The sequence below is a fragment of the Extensimonas soli genome (assembly GCF_029211265.1).
Lineage (GTDB): Bacteria > Pseudomonadota > Gammaproteobacteria > Burkholderiales > Burkholderiaceae_C > Extensimonas > Extensimonas soli.
The window spans coordinates 167,790-186,618 of the sequence record NZ_JARGEL010000011.1; the positions used below are offsets into that span (position 1 = coordinate 167,790).

Annotated in this window: 19 protein-coding genes; 12 read left to right on the forward strand and 7 right to left on the reverse strand. The window is 66.6% G+C overall.

Annotation, left to right across the window (positions count from 1 at the left end; genetic code table 11):
• The first annotated feature begins 3 nt into the window (after nucleotides 1-3).
• The 8 genes from PYV55_RS03860 (at nucleotide 4) to PYV55_RS03895 (ending at nucleotide 6,715) form a co-directional block, all read left to right on the forward strand.
• On the forward strand, nucleotides 4-543 hold the full coding sequence (locus PYV55_RS03860; protein ID WP_275849383.1) for a F0F1 ATP synthase subunit delta: 540 nt from the start codon (nucleotides 4-6) through the stop codon (nucleotides 541-543).
• A 40-nt stretch (nucleotides 544-583) separates the two neighbouring features.
• Nucleotides 584-2,137 carry a F0F1 ATP synthase subunit alpha gene (gene atpA / locus PYV55_RS03865; RefSeq protein ID WP_275849384.1) on the forward strand — a complete coding sequence of 518 codons (1,554 nt, stop codon included), beginning with the start codon at nucleotides 584-586 and terminating at the stop codon, nucleotides 2,135-2,137.
• 68 nt (nucleotides 2,138-2,205) lie between these two features.
• Nucleotides 2,206-3,072, forward strand: a complete 867-nt coding sequence (gene atpG, locus PYV55_RS03870) for a F0F1 ATP synthase subunit gamma (RefSeq protein WP_275849385.1) — start codon at nucleotides 2,206-2,208, stop codon at nucleotides 3,070-3,072.
• Between the two features lie 37 nt (nucleotides 3,073-3,109).
• Nucleotides 3,110-4,540, forward strand: coding sequence for a F0F1 ATP synthase subunit beta (gene atpD, locus PYV55_RS03875; RefSeq protein WP_275849386.1), 1,431 nt, complete (start codon nucleotides 3,110-3,112; stop codon nucleotides 4,538-4,540).
• A gap of 74 nt (nucleotides 4,541-4,614) precedes the next feature.
• The gene (locus PYV55_RS03880) at nucleotides 4,615-5,031 is read left to right on the forward strand and encodes a F0F1 ATP synthase subunit epsilon (protein ID WP_275849387.1); all 417 of its coding nucleotides are present in this window, start codon (nucleotides 4,615-4,617) and stop codon (nucleotides 5,029-5,031) included.
• 116 nt (nucleotides 5,032-5,147) lie between these two features.
• Nucleotides 5,148-5,582: a DUF3717 domain-containing protein gene (locus tag PYV55_RS03885; protein WP_275849423.1), complete on the forward strand. Its 435-nt coding sequence runs from the start codon at nucleotides 5,148-5,150 to the stop codon at nucleotides 5,580-5,582.
• A 448-nt stretch (nucleotides 5,583-6,030) separates the two neighbouring features.
• Nucleotides 6,031-6,321 carry a DUF2934 domain-containing protein gene (locus PYV55_RS03890; RefSeq protein ID WP_275849388.1) on the forward strand — a complete coding sequence of 97 codons (291 nt, stop codon included), beginning with the start codon at nucleotides 6,031-6,033 and terminating at the stop codon, nucleotides 6,319-6,321.
• Between the two features lie 40 nt (nucleotides 6,322-6,361).
• Nucleotides 6,362-6,715 (forward strand): phage holin family protein, encoded by a 354-nt coding sequence (locus PYV55_RS03895; protein ID WP_275849389.1) that lies wholly within the window; start codon nucleotides 6,362-6,364, stop codon nucleotides 6,713-6,715.
• On the opposite strand, the gene PYV55_RS03900 is transcribed toward PYV55_RS03895, so the two are convergent.
• A complete protein-coding gene (locus tag PYV55_RS03900) occupies nucleotides 6,683-8,242 on the reverse strand; it encodes a M48 family metalloprotease (RefSeq protein WP_275849390.1) in 1,560 nt (519 codons plus the stop codon). The genes PYV55_RS03895 and PYV55_RS03900 overlap by 33 nt on opposite strands.
• 82 nt (nucleotides 8,243-8,324) lie before the next feature.
• Between PYV55_RS03900 and moaC the strand changes: the two genes are divergently transcribed.
• Nucleotides 8,325-8,813, forward strand: coding sequence for a cyclic pyranopterin monophosphate synthase MoaC (gene moaC, locus PYV55_RS03905; protein ID WP_275849391.1), 489 nt, complete (start codon nucleotides 8,325-8,327; stop codon nucleotides 8,811-8,813).
• A 20-nt stretch (nucleotides 8,814-8,833) separates the two neighbouring features.
• Here moaC and PYV55_RS03910 read toward each other — a convergent pair whose 3' ends face one another.
• Nucleotides 8,834-10,255 carry a mannose-1-phosphate guanylyltransferase/mannose-6-phosphate isomerase gene (locus PYV55_RS03910; protein ID WP_275849392.1) on the reverse strand — a complete coding sequence of 474 codons (1,422 nt, stop codon included), beginning with the start codon at nucleotides 10,253-10,255 and terminating at the stop codon, nucleotides 8,834-8,836.
• Nucleotides 10,256-10,357: 102 nt separating this feature from the next.
• On the opposite strand from PYV55_RS03910, the gene pcaF reads away from it, so the two are divergent.
• Nucleotides 10,358-11,560, forward strand: coding sequence for a 3-oxoadipyl-CoA thiolase (gene pcaF / locus PYV55_RS03915; protein WP_275849393.1), 1,203 nt, complete (start codon nucleotides 10,358-10,360; stop codon nucleotides 11,558-11,560).
• Between the two features lie 55 nt (nucleotides 11,561-11,615).
• Nucleotides 11,616-12,233 carry a ParA family protein gene (locus tag PYV55_RS03920; RefSeq protein ID WP_275849394.1) on the forward strand — a complete coding sequence of 206 codons (618 nt, stop codon included), beginning with the start codon at nucleotides 11,616-11,618 and terminating at the stop codon, nucleotides 12,231-12,233.
• 31 nt (nucleotides 12,234-12,264) lie between these two features.
• On the opposite strand, the gene trmL is transcribed toward PYV55_RS03920, so the two are convergent.
• The 3 genes from trmL to PYV55_RS03935 form a co-directional block, all read right to left on the reverse strand.
• Nucleotides 12,265-12,744 carry a tRNA (uridine(34)/cytosine(34)/5-carboxymethylaminomethyluridine(34)-2'-O)-methyltransferase TrmL gene (trmL, locus tag PYV55_RS03925; RefSeq protein ID WP_275849395.1) on the reverse strand — a complete coding sequence of 160 codons (480 nt, stop codon included), beginning with the start codon at nucleotides 12,742-12,744 and terminating at the stop codon, nucleotides 12,265-12,267.
• 28 nt (nucleotides 12,745-12,772) lie between these two features.
• Nucleotides 12,773-13,465, reverse strand: coding sequence for a phosphoribosyltransferase family protein (locus PYV55_RS03930; protein ID WP_275849424.1), 693 nt, complete (start codon nucleotides 13,463-13,465; stop codon nucleotides 12,773-12,775).
• 76 nt (nucleotides 13,466-13,541) lie between these two features.
• The gene (locus tag PYV55_RS03935; protein WP_275849396.1) at nucleotides 13,542-13,988 is read right to left on the reverse strand and encodes a hypothetical protein; all 447 of its coding nucleotides are present in this window, start codon (nucleotides 13,986-13,988) and stop codon (nucleotides 13,542-13,544) included.
• 215 nt (nucleotides 13,989-14,203) lie between these two features.
• Here PYV55_RS03935 and PYV55_RS03940 point away from each other — a divergent pair, with 215 nt between their 5' ends.
• Nucleotides 14,204-15,715 (forward strand): class I adenylate-forming enzyme family protein, encoded by a 1,512-nt coding sequence (locus tag PYV55_RS03940; protein WP_275849397.1) that lies wholly within the window; start codon nucleotides 14,204-14,206, stop codon nucleotides 15,713-15,715.
• 3 nt (nucleotides 15,716-15,718) lie between these two features.
• Here PYV55_RS03940 and PYV55_RS03945 read toward each other — a convergent pair whose 3' ends face one another.
• Together PYV55_RS03945 and cphA are read right to left on the reverse strand one after the other, a co-directional pair.
• Nucleotides 15,719-16,231, reverse strand: coding sequence for a CreA family protein (locus tag PYV55_RS03945; protein WP_275849398.1), 513 nt, complete (start codon nucleotides 16,229-16,231; stop codon nucleotides 15,719-15,721).
• Nucleotides 16,228-18,798, reverse strand: coding sequence for a cyanophycin synthetase (cphA, locus tag PYV55_RS03950; RefSeq protein ID WP_275849399.1), 2,571 nt, complete (start codon nucleotides 18,796-18,798; stop codon nucleotides 16,228-16,230). The genes PYV55_RS03945 and cphA overlap by 4 nt, the downstream gene beginning before the upstream one ends.
• Nucleotides 18,799-18,829: the final 31 nt, after the last annotated feature.

An 18,829-nucleotide genomic window follows, 5' to 3' on the forward strand; every position in this document is an offset into this window, starting at 1 on the left:
CAGATGGCAGAACTCGCCACCATCGCCCGTCCCTACGCCGAAGCCTTGCTCAAGGCGGCCGTCGAGACGGGCGCCGACCTCGATGGCACGGCCGCCTTGGTCGAAGAGCTGGCGGCGATCGCCGCCAACCCCCATGTGCAGCAGCTGGCCGAAAGCCCGAAAGTCACGGACGAGCAGGTTTACGACCTCTTTGCCGGCGTGGCACGCTCTGCGCTGCCGCAACTTGCGCAGAATTTTTTGCGCACGCTGATTGCCAACGGTCGCCTGCCAGCCTTGCCCGAGATCGCCGCGCAATTGCGCGCCCGCGTGAACGAGCACAAAGGCAGTTCGGATGCAATCGTCCACAGCGCCTTTCCCATAGACGAGGCAGCGTTGGCCGATTTGACAGCGACACTCGAAAAGCGTTTCGGACGCAAGCTGAACCTCAGTGTGCAGCTTGATCCTGCGCTCATCGGCGGCATTCGCGTAGTGGTGGGCGACGAGGTGCTCGACACTTCGGTCAAGGCCCGTCTTGAACAAATGAAAGCGGCCCTCACCGCCTGAAGCGCGGTGGGATCAGGCTCAACCAAGGAAGGAAAGAGTCATGCAACTCAATCCCGCAGAAATATCTGAACTCATCAAAAGCCGCATCGAGGGCTTGGCTGCGCATGCCGACATTCGCAACCAGGGCGTCGTGGTGTCCGTCTCCGACGGCATCGTGCGCGTGCATGGCCTCTCTGACGCCATGCAAGGCGAAATGCTGGAATTCCCCCCCACGCCCGGCGGCGCGCCCTCCTACGGCCTGGCCCTGAACCTCGAGCGCGACTCGGTCGGTGCGGTGATTCTGGGTGAGTACGAGCACATCTCCGAAGGCGACACCGTCAAATGCACGGGCCGCATTCTGGAAGTGCCCGTGGGCCCCGAACTCGTGGGCCGCGTGGTCAATGCGCTGGGGCAGCCGATCGACGGCAAAGGCCCGATCGACGCCAAGCTTACCGACGTGATCGAAAAGGTCGCGCCCGGCGTGATCGCGCGCCAGTCGGTGGACCAGCCGCTGCAAACCGGCCTCAAGTCCATCGACTCGATGGTGCCTATCGGCCGCGGCCAGCGCGAGTTGATCATCGGCGACCGCCAGACCGGCAAAACGGCCGTGGCCGTGGATGCGATCCTCGCGCAAAAGGGCCAGGGCGTGACCTGTATCTACGTCGCGATCGGCCAAAAGGCTTCGTCGATCAAGAACGTGGTGCGCGCCCTCGAGCAAGCGGGCGCGATGGAATACACCATCGTCGTTGCGGCATCGGCCTCTGAATCCGCCGCCATGCAATACGTCGCCGCCTATTCGGGCTGCACCATGGGCGAATACTTCCGCGACCGTGGCGAAGACGCGCTGATCATTTATGACGACCTGTCCAAGCAGGCCGTGGCCTACCGCCAGGTGTCGCTGCTGCTGCGCCGCCCGCCGGGCCGCGAAGCCTTCCCCGGCGACGTTTTCTATCTCCACAGCCGCCTGCTCGAGCGCGCCGCGCGCGTCAACGCCGACTACGTCGAAGCCTTCACCAAAGGCGCGGTCAAGGGTAAGACGGGTTCGCTCACGGCGCTGCCCATCATCGAGACGCAAGCCGGTGACGTGTCCGCGTTCGTGCCGACCAACGTGATCTCGATCACCGACGGTCAGATCTTTCTCGAAACCAATCTGTTCAACGCGGGCATTCGCCCTGCCATCAATGCCGGCATCTCCGTGTCGCGCGTCGGTGGTGCGGCGCAGACCAAGCTGATCAAAAGTCTGTCCGGCGGTATCCGTACCGACTTGGCGCAGTACCGCGAACTGGCCGCGTTCGCGCAGTTCGCCTCCGACCTCGATGAAGCCACGCGCAAGCAGCTCGACCGGGGCGCGCGCGTGACCGAGCTGCTCAAGCAGGCGCAATACAGCCCGCTGCCGATCTCGCTGATGGGGGCTTCGCTGTTTGCGGTCAACAAGGGCTTTCTTGACGACGTCGATGTCAAGAAGGTGCTCGAGTTCGAACATGGCCTGCACCAGTTCCTGCAAACCAGCCACGCCGCCCTATTGGCCAAGCTCGAGAAGGACAAGGCCATGGACAAGGACGCCGAGGCCGAATTGACTGCCGCCCTCACGGCATTCAAAAAGTCCTTCGCCTGACCTATAAACCTTGTGGGGCGCAGCAGTAGCCAAGCGCACGCTCCGTCCCCAACCAACGAGGAACTGATATGGCAGTAGGCAAGGAAATACGCGGCAAGATCCACTCGGTGGAAAACACCAAGAAGATCACCAAGGCCATGGAAATGGTGGCTGCATCCAAGATGCGCAAAGCGCAGGACCGGATGCGCGCCGCCCGTCCCTACAGCGACAAAATCCGCAACATCGCGGCGCACCTGAGTCAGGCAAACCCCGAATACGTGCACCCCTTCATGAAGGCCAACGACGCGAAGGCGGCCGGCATGATCGTCGTCACGACCGACAAGGGCCTGTGCGGCGGCATGAACACCAACGTGCTGCGCGCCATCACCACCAAGCTGCGCGAACTGCAAGGCGCCGGTGTGGACGTGCAGGCCGTGGCCATAGGGAACAAGGGCCTGGGGTTCTTGAACCGTATCGGTGCCAACGTGGTCTCGCACGCCACGGGTTTGGGCGACACGCCGCACCTCGACAAGCTCATCGGCCCCGTCAAGGTGCTGCTCGATGCGTATGCGCAAGGCAAGATCAACGCGGTGTATCTGTGCTACACCAAGTTCATCAACACCATGAAGCAGGAATCGATGGTGGAGCAATTGCTGCCGCTGTCTTCCGCGCAACTGGAAGCCGGCAAGGACGCGCACAGCTGGGATTACCTCTACGAGCCCGACGCGCAGAGCGTGATCGACGAACTGCTGCTGCGCTACGTCGAATCCCTGATCTACCAATCCGTGGCCGAGAACATGGCGTCCGAGCAGTCGGCGCGCATGGTGGCCATGAAGGCGGCCACCGACAACGCCGGCAACGTGATTGCCGAGCTGAAGCTGGTTTACAACAAGACACGCCAGGCAGCGATCACGAAAGAACTTTCGGAAATCGTCGCGGGTGCCGCCGCAGTGTAAGCGGCCGCCGGCAACCTCAAATTTGGAGCGAGAACAAATGGCTCAAGAAAATACCTCCCAGAACGCAGGCGCTCTGGGCAAGATCGTGCAATGTATCGGCGCCGTGGTGGACGTGGAGTTCCCGCGCGCGCAAATGCCCAAGATTTACGATGCGCTCAAGCTCGAGGGCTCGCCGCTGACGCTCGAAGTGCAGCAGCAGCTGGGTGACGGCGTCGTGCGCACGATTGCGCTGGGCTCGTCCGAAGGTCTGCGTCGCGGCCTCATGGTCAGCAACACGGGCAATCCCATCACCGTGCCCGTGGGCAAGGCCACACTGGGCCGCATCATGGACGTGCTCGGCTCTCCCATCGACGAGCGCGGCCCCGTGAGCCAGGAGGTCACGGCCTCCATCCACCGCAAGGCGCCGGTGTATGACGAGCTGTCGCCCTCGCAAGAACTGCTCGAAACCGGCATCAAGGTGATCGACTTGGTCTGCCCGTTCGCCAAGGGCGGCAAGGTCGGCCTGTTCGGCGGCGCCGGCGTGGGCAAGACTGTGAACATGATGGAGCTCATCAACAACATCGCCAAGGCACACTCGGGCCTGTCGGTGTTTGCCGGTGTGGGCGAGCGCACGCGCGAGGGCAACGACTTCTACCACGAAATGGCCGAATCGGGCGTGGTGAACCTCGAGAACCTCAGCGAGTCCAAGGTGTCCATGGTCTATGGCCAGATGAACGAGCCGCCGGGCAACCGCCTGCGCGTGGCGCTCACGGGCCTGACCATCGCCGAATCCTTCCGTGACGAAGGCCGCGACGTGCTGTTCTTCGTGGACAACATCTACCGCTACACGCTGGCCGGCACCGAAGTGTCCGCACTGCTGGGTCGCATGCCTTCCGCCGTGGGCTACCAGCCTACGCTGGCCGAAGAAATGGGTCGCCTGCAAGAGCGGATCACCTCGACCAAGGTGGGCTCGATCACTTCGATCCAGGCTGTGTACGTGCCTGCGGACGACTTGACCGACCCTTCGCCTGCCACGACTTTCGCGCACTTGGATTCCACCGTCGTGCTGTCGCGTGACATCGCCGCGCTGGGTATCTACCCCGCTGTCGATCCACTCGACTCCACGAGCCGCCAGCTCGACCCGCTGGTCGTCGGAGAGGAGCATTACGGCGTCGCGCGCGCCGTGCAAGGCACGCTGCAGCGCTACAAGGAGCTGCGCGACATCATCGCGATTCTGGGCATGGACGAACTTGCGCCCGAAGACAAGCTGGCCGTGGCGCGCGCGCGCAAGATCCAGCGCTTCCTCTCGCAGCCCTTCCACGTGGCCGAAGTGTTCACGGGTTCGCCGGGCAAGTACGTGCCGCTGTCCGAGACCATCCGTGGCTTCAAGATGATCGTGAACGGCGAGTGCGACCATCTGCCCGAGCAGGCCTTCTATATGGTCGGCACCATCGACGAGGCCTTCGAAAAGGCCAAGAAGCTGGTTTGATCCGGCGCGGGAGGCTTGGCTTTGGCCAGGCAGCCCAAGTCCGACGAACCCCCTAGGCTTTTGCAGGAGCAATGATGAATACCATCCACGTCGATGTGGTCAGTGCGGAAGAATCCATTTTTGCCGGCGAGGCGCGCTTCATCGCGCTGCCCGGCGAGATGGGCGAGTTGGGCATCTACCCGCGCCACACACCGCTGATCACGCGCATCAAGCCCGGCTCGGTGCGCATAGAGATGGACAACGGTGAGGAAGAGTTCGTTTTCGTGGCGGGTGGCATTCTCGAAGTGCAACCCGATTGCGTGACCGTGCTCTCCGATACCGCGATCCGTGGCAGGGATTTGGACGAAGAAAAGGCCAACGAAGCCCGGCGCGCCGCCGAAGAAGCCGTCAAGAACGCCAAGAGCGAGCTCGATCTGGCCAAGGCGCAGGCGGAACTCGCAGTCATGGCGGCGCAACTCGCCGCGCTGCGCAAATACCGTCAGAAAAAATGAAGGTGCCGCGCGCACCGTGGCCGCGCAATGGCCAGGTGCTGCGCGCAATCCAAAAAATCCAGCGCGGCACGTTCCGGGCTTTTTTTTCGGCGCCGCACGAAGCCCATTTCATGTCCATGGCCGCCATCCACATCACCGACATCGAGGCGGCGATCAATTACTGGCGCGCGCACGCCCCCGCCGACGGGAGCGGCACGCTCGCGCCCGCCACGCGCGCCCTGGCCGAGGTGTATGCGGGCATGGTGTTCCGCCATGAAGAGGACGTTGATGAAAGAGTGCTGACGCCGCAGGCGCTGGCCGCGTGGCTGGCTTGGTATGCGAGCACGCCCGACACGCCCTGCATTGCCATTTGCTCCACCAGCCAGGGTGATGCGAGCTGCAAAGGATGCGGCCGCACCTTCGAAGAAGTGCAGCGCTGGACGGAAATGAGCGCCGCCGAAAAGCGCGGTGTCTGGCGGCGCATCACGCGCGAGCATACGGCCTGGCGCTTCAACCGTTATGCCGAGCGCGCAGGTGGGACATCGCATGATGCCCCACCGCAGGGGGCGTAGCTGCGAAGCCGGTGAAAAAATTCCCTCGCCACCGGAAAACGCCTTCGGTACCGCCCTCGACAAACGCGAAACTAGTGTAGTGTTTGATGCTTGATGCGACAAATAAAACCGATGGATTTTTGGTCTGGGCAAGGCGCAAACCGCAGCGATACCGGGTGGTATCGCGAGGATTTGCAACGCGGCCCGGGCCGAAAAGACGCGGTTTTATGTCGCAGATAGCGTCGAACACTACACTAGCCCGGCTGGCCGTTTCGCCATCCTTGCGCGCGCTCATGCAGGCGGGAGGGTCGGGAGGATGCGCGGCATCTTTCCAGAGCCAAAGACGGCCCCTTCTTTTCGCTCGGGATGTCTTGTCTCGTCATGCGTGCGCAGTTACGATGCCAGTCCCACGGCTTGGCTCTGGGACAGTCGCCAATGTTCGCGGGTTTTTCTAAAGGAAGGGTGAGCCATGACAAAAGCCATTGTTTCAGCGCCGAAGGCCAGGAAGGCAGCCGAGGCGGGTTCCGTTGCTGTGCGCAGTGCGAGTGCCTCGCGCAAGCCGGTGGCAGAACGTGCCAAGAAGCCCCGCACTTCGCGCGCCCTGTCTTTGCCCGCCGACTTGCACCACCGCTATGTTGCCGAGGCGGCTTATTTCATCGCCGAGCAGCGGGGCTTTCAGGGGCGCTCGCCGGAAGAGGATTGGTTTGAGGCCGAAGGGCAAATCAAGAGCCTGTTTGCCGGCGGGGCAGTGGCGCACTGAACACCGCCCCAGTGCCGCGCCACGGTGCTATCCTTTGGGCATGAAACTTCTTCTCCAATGGGTGCTCAGCGCGGTCGCGCTGCTGTGTGTGGCCTACCTTTACGGCGGGGTGCAGGTGCAGAGCTTTGGTGCGGCCTTGATCGCGTCCTTGGTGATCGGCTTGTTCAACGTGGTGTTGCGTCCTGTTCTGGTGCTGCTGACCTTGCCGGTGACCGTGCTCACGCTGGGGCTGTTCTTGTTCGTCATCAATGCGCTGCTGTTCTGGGCCGCGGCCTCCATCCTCGAAGGCTTTCACGTGAACGGCTTTGGCGCGGCGCTGTGGGGCTCGCTGCTGTATTCGCTGCTCGGATTGCTGATCCAGTCAGCGCTGGGCGGCCTGGTCCTTCGCAAGTAGCTGCACGGCGCGCAGACGCGCGTCGATGATCGAAGCCTCTATGTAGTCCGCGCTGGCGCCGCTTTTGTGCGCGAGGTTTTGTGCCGCCTTGAGGCGGTCGACCGCGGCCGCATAGTCGTAGTGCGCCACGAAGGACTCGGCTTCGGCGCGTATCGCGCGCAGCGCTTGGCCCTGGGCCTGCCACGCGCTCGAGAGCAGTTGCCAGGCGGTGGCGTCGCGTGGGTGCGTGGTCACCCAGGTTTGCAGGCTTTCGGCCACGCCGGTCGCCTCGGCAGGGCGGCCGCTGCGCAGCCGGGCTTGTGCGCGCAGCAGCAGTTCGGGGCGTTTGTCGTGCGCCTTGGCTTCCGCCGCCGCGGGGAGTTGCTGCAGCGCGGCGCTGGGGTCGCCCGCAGCGAGCTCTATTTCCGCCGCCAGCAAATGTGCCTGGCGCAGCGCGCCGGCGTCGCCGCGCACGGCGTCGGCGAGCTGCCTGGCTCCGGTGCGCGCGCCGTCAAAGTCGCGCAACTGGCTGCTCGCGAGCGCCGTGGCGTACAGGGCCGCGGCGCGGCGCGCGAGCGGCAGGCTCGCAAAGCCGGGGCTTTTGGGTTCGGCCACGCGCTGGCGCAGCGCGTCGACGCCGGGGCTGGCGAGCACGCGCGCGCGCGCCGAGAGCATGGCGTGCTCGGTCGTGGGCGGCGGCAGGAAAAAGGTCAGGCCGGCGGACTGCAGGCGCGCCTGCATGTCCGCGATGCGCTGCGTGGTCAAGGGGTGCGTGCGCAGGTAGGGCCAGGCGCCGTTGTCGTTGAGGCGGTTCGCCTGCTGCAGCTTGTCGAACATGCTCACGAAGCCTTGCGGCGCAAAGCCTGCGGGTTGCATCAGCGTGTAGCCCATGCGGTCGGCCTCGCGTTCCATGTCGCGCGAGAAGTTGAGCTGGTTTTGCACCGCGAGCGCCTGCCCGCCCAGCACCAGCGCCTGCGTCGCGTCGGGGCTGCGCGAAGCCGCGAGCGCGCCCAGCACCATCGCGGCGATCACGAGCGGCGTCTGCTGGCCCTGCTGCGTGATCAGGCGCGAAATGTGGCGTTGCGTGATGTGGCTGGTTTCGTGTGCCAAGACCGAAGCGAGCTCGTCGCGCGAAGTCACCACGCCGATCAGACCAAATTGCACGCCCATATAGCCGCCGGGCAGCGCAAAGGCGTTCACGGTGCGGTCGCGGATCAGGAGCAGCTCCCAGGCGAAGCGCTCGTCGATTTCGGGCGTGAGCTCGCCGAGCTTGCGCGCGGCGGCGAGCAGATCGTCCCAGATGCCCTGCACGTATTCACCCAGCGTCGGGTCGTCGATGTAAGACGGGTCGCGGTAGATGTCGCGCACGATCATGTCGCCGAGTTGTCGCTCCTCGGCGACGGTGATGTCGCCGCCCTCGCCGAGCGCGGGCAGGCGCGTCTGCGCGGTCAAGGGCGGCGGCAGCGCAGCCCCTATCGCTACGATAAGAGAAGCTGCCAGTGCTTTATGGATAAAGGCTATAGCCCGATTTGGCTTGAAAATCTGCATAAAAACCGCACCGCGCCCTCGTGCCATGGGCGCCGGCCCGTATGATGCCAGCCCACGACGCTCCCTTGCCTTGTCCCCCGCCATGTCCCCATTGACCCATTTCGACGCCCAAGGCCAGGCCCATATGGTCGATGTCGCGGCCAAGCCGGCGACGCACCGCATCGCCGTGGCCGGCGGGCGCATCCAGATGTTGCCCGAAACGCTTGCGCTGATCGAATCGGGCAGTGCGAAAAAAGGCGACGTGCTGGGCATTGCGCGCATCGCGGGCATCCAGGCCGCGAAGAAGACGAGCGAGCTGATCCCGCTGTGCCATCCGCTGCCGCTCACGCGCGTTGCTATCGACTTCGAAGCTGCCAGCGCTCATGTGGCGGGCGCTATCGGCATATATTGCACTGCAACCGTGGAAACCGTGGGCCCCACGGGCGTGGAGATGGAGGCGCTTACCGCGGTGCAGGTGGCGCTGCTCACGATTTACGACATGTGCAAGGCCGTGGATCGCGGCATGACGATCACCGACGTGCGCGTGCTCGAAAAGCACGGCGGCAAGTCGGGCAGCTTCGTCGCGCGCTGAAGCGCGGAGGCAGATAACGCTCAACCGTCCTGGCGCCCGTAGCGGTCTTCGAGGCGCACGATGTCATCCTCGCCGAGGTAGCTGCCGGACTGCACCTCGATCATCTCCAGATCGGTCTTGCCCGGGTTGCGCAGCCGGTGCAATTCGCCGATGGGGATGTAGGTGGACTGGTTTTCGGTGAGCAAAAAGCTCTCTTTGCCGCGCGTGACTTCGGCCGTGCCCTTGACGACGATCCAGTGCTCAGCGCGGTGGTGGTGCAGCTGCAGGCTCAAGGCAGCGCCGGGGCGCACCATGATGCGCTTGACCTGAAAGCGCTCGCCCGCGTCCACGCTGTCGTACCAGCCCCAGGGGCGCGCCACCTTGCGGTGCTGCGCGGCCTGCGGCGTCTGCTGCGCTTCGAGCTGCGCGACCACGCCCTTGACCTGCTCGGCATGGTTGCGCTCCATGACCAGCACGGCGTCGGGCGTGTCGATGATCAACAGGTCTTGCGTGCCCAGCGCCACCACCGGGCGGTGCGGTGCGTGGATGTAGGTGTCCTGCGCCTGCACTGCGAGGCCCGCGCCGACGATGCGGTTGCCCTGCGCGTCGGCGGGCGTGAGCTCGGCCACGGCGTTCCAGCTGCCCACGTCGCTCCAGCGCCCGTGAAAAGGCACGACGGCGACGTTCTGACAATGCTCCATCACCGCGTAGTCAATGCTTTCGGCGCGGCAGGCGCGAAAGGCGGTGGGTTCGGGGCGGATGAAGACCTCGTCCTGCGTGGCCCCCGCCATGGCGCGGCGGCAGCTCTCGAGAATGTCGGGCGCATGCGCCTGCAGCGCGGCCAGCAGCACGTCGGCGCGGCACAGAAAGATGCCCGCGTTCCAGAGCACGTCGCCCTGCAGCAGCAGCGCCTGGGCGCGCGCGGCGTCGGGTTTTTCGATGAAGCGCGCCACCGCGTGGCTGCCGTCGCCGCGTGCGGCACCTTGCTGGATGTAGCCGTAGGCCGTGCTTGGAAAGCTCGGGTGCACACCAAAGGTGACGATGGCGCCGCCGTGCGCGGCCGCGCGCGCCTGCTGCACCATCGCCGCGAAGGCCGCAGCATCGGGGATGTGGTGGTCGGCCGGGCAAAACAGCAACAGCTCTTGTGCGGGCGCACGCAAGGCGGCAAGCGCCATTGCCGCGGCGGTGTTGCGGCCCACGGGCTCGAGAATGACCTCGCCGCGCAGCCCCACGGCCTGCAGCGCGTCGAGCACGAGAAAGCGGTGTTCTTCCGCCGCCACGCAGACGGCGCGCGCCCCGGCCGCCGTGTCGCCCGCGGGTTGCAACAGCTTGAGCCGCGCCAGCGTGAGCTGCAACAGGCTTTGGCCGTCGATCAAAGGGACGAATTGCTTGGGCAGGGCCTTGCGGCTCAGCGGCCACAGGCGCGTGCCCGCGCCACCACACAGAACCACGGGGCAGATCATGAAAACGGCGCTCCGATAAAAAGAGGGCGCCATTGTCGCAAATGCAGAGGCTGCGGCGGCTGCAGGTACCATCGGCGCTTATCGAATCGACAAGGAGACCCCATGACCCAAGCCTTCATCTGCGACGCCATCCGCACCCCCATCGGCCGCTACGGCGGCGCGCTTGCGAGCGTGCGCACCGACGACCTTGCCGCGATCCCGATCCAGGCGCTGATGCAGCGCAACCCCAAGGTCGATTGGGCGCGCCTCACGGACGTGCTCTACGGCTGCGCGAACCAGGCGGGTGAGGACAACCGCAACGTCGCACACATGGCGAGCCTGCTCGCGGGCCTGCCCTTGGAGGTGCCGGGCGCGACCATCAACCGCCTGTGCGGCTCGGGGCTGGACGCCGTGGGCACGGCGGCGCGTGCGATCAAGGCGGGCGAGGCGGGCCTGATGATCGCCGGCGGCGTCGAGAGCATGAGCCGCGCGCCTTTCGTCATGCCCAAGGCCGAATCTGCCTTCGGCCGCAACGCCGCGATCTACGACACGACCATAGGCTGGCGCTTCGTGAACGCGCGCATGAAGCAGCTCTATGGCACCGACTCCATGCCCGAGACGGCAGAAAACGTGGCCGTCGAATGCAAGATCGAGCGCGAGGCGCAGGACCGCATGGCGCTCGCCAGCCAGCAAAAAGCCGTGGCCGCGCAGCGTGCGGGCCATCTCGCGCGCGAGATCACGCCCGTGCACATTGCGCAGAAAAAGGGTGACCCCATCGCCGTCACGCAGGACGAGCACCCGCGCGAAACCAGCCTCGAGGCGCTGGCCAAGCTCAAGGGCGTGGTCAAGCCCGACGGCAGCGTGACCGCGGGCAATGCAAGCGGCGTGAACGATGGCTCCTGCGCGCTCCTGCTCGCGAGCGAATCCGAGGCCGCGCGCCACGGCCTCACGCCCAAGGCGCGCGTGGTCGGCATGGCCGTGGCCGGCGTGGCGCCGCGCATCATGGGCTTAGGGCCCGTGCCCGCGACGCAAAAAGTGCTCGCGCAAACCGGGCTCGACCTCGCGCAGATCGATGTGATCGAGCTCAACGAGGCCTTTGCCGCGCAGGGTCTGGCCGTGCTGCGCCTGCTCGGCCTGCCCGACGACGACGCGCGCGTCAACGCCTGGGGCGGCGCCATTGCGCTCGGTCACCCGCTCGGCGCGAGCGGCGCACGTCTGGCCACCACGGCGGTGAACCGCCTGCACGCCACGGGCGGGCGCTACGCGCTGTGCACCATGTGCATAGGTGTGGGCCAGGGCATCGCTGTGATCCTCGAGCGCGTGTGAGGCGCGCCGCGAAGAACATGGTGCGATCCACGATTTCCAGGCAAAAGGGGCGGTCATGCGCGTAGTCTTGGTTGCCAATCCCAAGGGCGGCGTCGGCAAATCGACGCTCGCGACGAACATCGCCGGCTACTTTGCCGCGCAAAGCCATGCCGTCATGCTCGGCGACACCGATCGCCAGCAATCGTCACGCATGTGGCTGGGGTTGCGCCCGGCGCAGGCGCGCCCCATAGGCACCTGGGACATTGACCCCAATCAGGTCGCCAAGCCGCCCAAGGGCACGACGCACGTCGTCATCGACACCCCCGCGGGCCTGCACGGCAAGCGCCTGGATGCCTTGCTCAAGCGCGCCGACAAAGTCATCGTACCGCTGCAGCCCAGCATATTCGACATTTTTGCCACGAATGACTTCTTGCAGCAGCTTGCCGAGCACCGCCGCGCCGCAGGCGTGCCGGTGGGCCTGGTGGGCATGCGCGTGGACGAGCGCACGCACGCGGCCGAGCAGCTGCAGCGCTTCATCGCCGGGCTGGGCCTGCCGGTGCTCGGTTATCTGCGCGACACGCAAAACTACGTGCACCTCGCGGCGCACGGGCTCACGCTGTTCGATGTCGCGCCCAGCCGCGTGGCGCGCGACCTGGCGCAGTGGCAGGGGATTTGCGCCTGGCTCGATACCTGAGCATCGGCGCTTCATGGCGCTTCGTGGTGCTTCATGGCGCGCTGTCTGGCAGGGCAAAACCATTTTGGCGCCAGGCTTCGAACACGGTCACGGCCACGGCGTTCGAGAGGTTCAGACTGCGCTGGCCCGGCCGCATGGGCAGGCGCAGGCGCTGCGCCGCTGGAAAGCGTTCGCGCAGCGCGGGCGGCAGGCCGCGTGTTTCGGCGCCGAACACCAGCCAGTCGCCGGGCATAAAGCGGCAGGCGTACACGCTCTGGCTGCCCTGCGTGGTCAGCGCGAACATGCGTGTGAGGTCGGGCTGCTGGCTTTGCAGCAAGGCTTCCCAGTCGCGGTGGCGCTGCACGCGCGCATATTCGTGGTAGTCGAGCCCCGCGCGGCGCAGGCGCTTGTCGTCCATGGCAAAGCCCAGCGGTTCGACCAGGTGCAATTCGCAGCCAGTGTTGGCCGCGAGGCGGATCACGTTGCCGGTGTTGGGCGGGATTTCGGGTTCGACGAGGACGATGCGGAACATGGCGCGTATTGTCGCGCCCAGCACTGGCTCAGCGCGCCGCCGGCGTGCGCGCGAGCACCAGCGCGGTGATGTGCGCGGCGCCCGCTGTGCGCAGCGCCTGCGCCGCAGCGTCCAGCGTGGCGCCGGTGGTCAGCACGTCGTCGATGAGCACGACGCGCTGCCCGGCGAGGCCCGCCGCACGCAGCGGCTCGACGGCAAAAGCGCCTTGCAGATTGCGCAGCCGCGCGTGGCGCGGCAGGCTGCTTTGCGCTTGCGTGTCGCGCAGGCGCAGCAGCAGGTGTTTGTCGGTTTTGTGCGCTGCAAGCTGCTGTGCAAGCAGCGCGGCCTGGTTGAAGCCGCGCTCGCGCAGGCGTGCGCGCGCGAGCGGCACGGGCAGCACGCGGTCGGCAGCGTCGAGCGCGGGCTCGGCGCCAGGCGTCGCGCGCAGCAATCCTGCCAGCGCCGCCGCCCAGCCCGGGTCGCCACGGAATTTGAAGTCTGCGATCACCCCGGCCCAGGGGTAGCCGTAATCCACGGCGGCGTAGCAGGCATCGAGCAAAGGTGGTGTGCGCAGGCAGGCGCCGCAGGTGTGCACGCCTGCGGGCACGGGCAGCGCGCAGCGCAGGCAACGCGCGCGCGGCTGGGCAAAGCGTGCCACGCAGCCCGTGCAGATGCGCTGCGCGGGCCAGGCGCGGCAGATCGCGCATTGGCTGGGGACGCGAAGCGATCCAAGGGCACGCATCAGGCCCAGGAAACGCCGCCCGTGGGCGGATTGGACGCTGAACGACGCAAAAGACATGCGCTGCGGGCGCGGGTCTTCAAGAGCCGCTGCTGCGCTTGACCTTGGGCGCCGAGTAGGTCAGGGGCTCTTGCGGCGCCTGCTGCGCCAAACGCTCCTGCTGCGCAGTCTGGTGGACGTTTTGCGCGACCTCCACGGCGTTGCTGCTGGCCCGCCACATCGACTGGACGAAGTCCAGCAACTGTTGGTACAGCGGCGGCTGCGGCGGAATTTGTTCTTTGGCACGCTGCTCTTTTTCCGCCGGGGTTTCAATACCGTCGCGGGTGGCGCGCATGCCGTCCGTGCCTTCGGTTTGCAGCTTGTCGGGGGTGCGCAAAGTGCTGCCTTCGCCGAGGCGGTCGGTCGATTCGACCGGATGCGAGGTGTTGACCGGACGCACGGGCGGGGCGCCCGAGGCGCCGCTCGAATACAAGTCTGCCCCTTGCGGTCGCCAAGGGGGAGATCGGTCTACGGCATGGATGGGCATGGTGATGCTCCTTTTTGGCAAGGAAACGAGGCGGCGCGAAATCCGCGAAATGAATTTACGCCCTCTCGATGGGTATTTCGTCAAAAAGGAGGGGAAATGAAGGCCTTTTTTCGGGATGGTCGTCGTGTCAGGGTTTTCACTGAGGTGCGGGCCGCGGATTGGCGGGGCGATGGCGGGAAAATGGCTTGCCTTCTTCATTCAGGAGACTTCCCCCCATGAATATCACCGAACTGTTGCGCCGCAGCGCCCTTGCGTATGCCGAGCGGCCTGCCGTACTGGCGGGCGACGAGGTGTTGATGAACTACCGCACGCTCGGCGCCCGTGTGGCTGCGCTCGCGGGTTTTTTGCAAGGCCACTGGGGCGTGGCGCCGGGCGAGCGCGTGGCGATTTTTTCGGAGAATTGCCCGCAGTACCTCGAGGCGCTGCACGCCGTGTATTGGGCCGGTGCGGTCACGGTGCCGGTCAACTACAAACTGCATGCCAAAGAACTGGCCTACGTGCTCGCCGACGCCGGGGTGCGCTGGGTGTTCGTCTCCGCAGAACTGCGTGACGCGGCCCTCGCCGCGGGTGCGGATGCGGCGCACACGCTGGTGCTTGGCAGCCCGGCGTACGAGCAGGCCCTGCAGCACGCGCCGCTGGCGCTGCAGGAGCGCGCGCCCGACGACCTCGCCTCGCTGTTTTACACCTCGGGGACCACGGGCCGGCCCAAGGGGGTGATGCAGACGCACCGCAACCTGCTCACCACTACGCTGTGCTACTTCTCCGACGTGGACGACATTGCGCCCGAGGACGCCATGGTCTATGCCGCGCCCATGTCGCACGGCGCGGGCATCTACAACTACGCGCAGATGCAGCGTGGCGCGCGCCACGTGGTGCCGCGCTCGGGCGGCTTCGATCCAGCCGAGCTCGTGCAGCTCGCGGCGTCGGTGGGACGGCTCACGCTGTTTGCCGCGCCCACCATGGTGCGCCGCCTCGTGGAGCACGTGAAGGCGACGGGCGCCGATGTGTCGGGTTTCAAAACCATCGTCTATGGCGGCGGGCCGATGTACGTCGATGATCTGCGCGAGGCCCTGCGCGTGATGGGGCAGCGCTTCGTGCAGATTTACGGCCAGGGCGAGAGCCCGATGACGATCACGGCGCTCGCGCGCACGCACCTGGCCGACACCAGCCACCCGCGCTGGCTGCAGCGCGCGGCTTCGGTGGGGGTGGCGCAAGCGGCGGTGCAGGTGCGCGTGGTCGATGAGGACGGCAACACCCTGCCGCCCGGCGCCCTGGGCGAGGTGGTGGTGCGCGGGCCGAGCGTGATGCCCGGCTACTGGCGCAACCCCGAGGCCACGGCCAAGACGCTGCGCGACGGCTGGCTCTACACGGGCGACGTGGGGCAGATCGATGCGGATGGCTTTCTCACGCTGCTCGACCGTTCCAAGGACGTGATCATCTCGGGCGGCTCGAACATCTACCCGCGCGAGGTCGAGGAGGTGCTGCTTTTGCACCCGCAGGTGCGAGAGGTCGCCATCGTGGGCCTGCGCGACGCCGAATGGGGCGAGGTGCCCGTGGCCTTCATCGTGGGCGACGAGGTGAGCGCCGAGGAGCTTGACGCGCTGTGCCTCGAACACATCGCCCGCTTCAAGCGCCCCAAGCGCTACGAGTTCGTCGAGGCGCTGCCCAAGAACAGCTACGGAAAGGTGCTCAAAACCGAGCTTCGCGCCCTATTGACAAGCACTTGAAGCTCATTTTTTGATAGGAATTGGCTGCGAAGAAAGGACAGGCACGGCAGTGACGGCGTTCTGGGGCGAGCCGTCGATCAGTTTGTCCGAGTAGGTCAGGTACACCAGGGCGTTGCGCTTCGGGTCGACCATGCGCACGACGCGCAGGCGTTTGAACAGTACCGACATGCGCTCGGAAAACACCTCGTCTTGCAGGGGCAGGGGCTTGGCAAAACGCAAGGGGCCGACCTGGCGGCAGGCGATGGACGCCTCGGCCTTGTCTTCCGCCAGCCCCAGCGCGCCGGAGATGCCGCCCGTGCGGGCCCGCGAAACATAGCAGGTCACGCCCTCCACGAGCGGGTCGTCGTAGGCCTCGACCACCACTTTGTGGTTGGGGCCTACCCACTGAAACGCGGTGCTGACGGCGCCTATGACTTCGGCATGTGCCTTGGCGAGGAACAGCAGGCCGATACCGCATGCCGCAGAGAGGCCGAGGGCCAAGGCGGTGCGCATCAGGGCAGCAAGGCGCATGCTCATGCGTTGGCTTCCTGGATGCGCTGCGCGAGGTGCGCGAGCGCCTCTTCGACCTGATCGACGAGGACCAGGCACAGGTCGCCCGGCTCCAGGCGCGCGAGCGCCTTGTCGATGGCCAGGAATTCGCCGCGCACCTCCTCGATGTGGTGGGTGCGCTGGGCGCCGGCCAGGCCTTCGCGCAGCAGCGCGATCACTTCGCCATCGTCCCGGCCGCGCTGGGCGGCGTCCTGGTAGAGGATCACGTCGTCGAAGGCGTCGCCCAGGATCTCGGTCTGCACGCGCAGGTCTTCGTCGCGCCGGTCGCCCGCGCCGCTGATGACCACGCTGCGCCGCCGCGTGGGCAGGGCATCGATGGCGGACACGAGGGCGCGCATGGCGTCCGCGTTGTGGCCGTAGTCGGCGATCACCGTGGCGCCGCGGTAGTCCATGAGGTTGAAGCGCCCCGGTGCGTTGTCGGTGTCGTTCACGAAGCCCGAGAGCCCGCGGCGTATGGTCTGCCAGGGCAGGCCCGCACCCCAGGCCGCGGCCACGGCGGCCATGACGTTTTCGACCTGGAAGCCGATGCGCCCGTTGCGCGTGATGGGTACGTCGCGCAGGTGGATGGTCTCGCGCCACGAGCCTTCGGCGGCAACGATGGAGTCGCCATCGACATACACCGTGCGTTTGCCCTGCGCGCGGTGCGTGGCCATCACGGGGTGGTGGCGGTCGCTCGCAAAGTAGATCACCTGACTGGGGCAGGCCGCGGCCATGGCCGCGACGATGGGGTCGGCGGCGTTGAGCACGGCGTAGCCCGTGGGCGCGACGTTTTGCACGATCACGCGCTTGAGCACGGCCAGGTCTTCCACGGTGGTGATGTAGTTCAGGCCCAGGTGGTCGCCCGCGCCGATGTTGGTCACCACGGCTACCTGGCAGCGGTCGAAGCCCAGGCCCTCGCGCAGGATGCCGCCGCGCGCGGTCTCGAACACGGCGGCATCGACCTCGGGGTGCAGCAGCACGTTGCGCGCGCTGCGCGGGCCCGAGCAATCGCCGCTGTCGATCTGGCGGCCATCGACATAGACGCCGTCGGTGTTGGTCATGCCCACGCGCAGGCCGTGCGCAGTAAAGAGGTGGGCGATCAGGCGCGTGACGGTGGTCTTGCCGTTCGTGCCCGTGACCGCGACCACGGGGATGCGCCCATCCTGGCCGTGTGCGAACAGCCGCTCGACGATGGCCTGGCCGACGTTGCGCGGCTTGCCGTAGGAGGGCGCAAGGTGCATGCGCAGCCCCGGCGCGGCGTTGACTTCGACGATGCCGCCGCTTTGCTCCTCGAGCGGGCGCAGCACGGTTTGCGCAACCATATCGACGCCGCAGATGTGCAGCCCCACCATTTGAGCTGCGGCCACGGCGCGCGCCGCGACTTCGGGGTGCACGTCGTCGGTCACGTCGGTGGCGCTGCCGCCCGTGGAGAGGTTGGCGTTGTTGCGCAGGATCACGCGCTGGCCCTTGGCCGGCACCGATTCGGGCGTGAGGTTTTGCGCCGCGAGCCGCGCAACGGCGATGTCGTCGAGGCGGATTTTGGTCAATGCGGTGGCGTGGCCTTCGCCGCGGCGCGGGTCCTGGTTGACCTGCTCGACCAGTTCGCGCACCGTGTGCTGGCCGTCGCCCAGCACCTGCGGCGGGTCGCGCCGCGCCGCTGCGACGAGCTGATCGCCCACCACGAGCAGGCGAAAGTCGTGGCCCGGCAGGTAGCGCTCGACCATGACGGTGCCGTATTCGGCGGCGCTGCGGTAGGCTTCTTCGAGCCCGGCGCGGTCCACAATGTTCACCGTCACACCCTTGCCCTGGTTGCCGTCCTGCGGCTTCACGACCACGGGCAGGCCGACTTCGAGCGCCACTTGCCAGGCCTCGTCCACGCTTTCGACCGGGCGGCCGCGCGGCACCGGCACGCCTGCGGCATGCAGCAGGCGCTTGCTCAGGTCTTTGTCCTGGCCAATGGATTCGGCCACGGCGCTGGTGGTGTCGATTTCAGCGGCCTGGATGCGGCGCTGCCTGGAGCCCCAGCCGAACTGCACCAGGCTGCCGCGCGTAAGGCGCCGCCATGGAATGCCGCGCGCCGCCGCAGCCTCGACGATCGCGCCGGTGCTCGGGCCCAGGCGCTCGTCTTCATAGAGCGATTGCAGCTGCGCGATGGCTTCGTCGGCGTCGAAGCCGCCTTGCCCGAGCGCGGCCGCGATGAGGCGCTGCGCATCCTCGAACGCCTGCCGGCCCACGGCCTCTTCGCTGTATTCGACCACCACCTGGTACACGCCGGGATCGACCGTGGCCGTGGTGCGCGCAAAGCTCACGGGGCAGCCGGCCTGCGCCTGCAGCGCGAGCGCCGCGGCCTGCAGCACATGTGCAAGCGCCACCGCGCCGCCGCCTTCGGGGTGCAGCGCGCCGATGGCTGGAAAGAGCGCGCGCAAACGCGCCTCGAAGCCGGGCAATTGGTCTATGGAGCGCTCTGCCTCTGCGCAAGCCACTATGGCTTCGATAGAAGTGTGGCGGCTCCAGAGGTTGGGGCCGCGCAGCGCGCGGATACGGGATACTTCCATGAGGATCTCTTCGGGGTGTGGTCTGGACGGC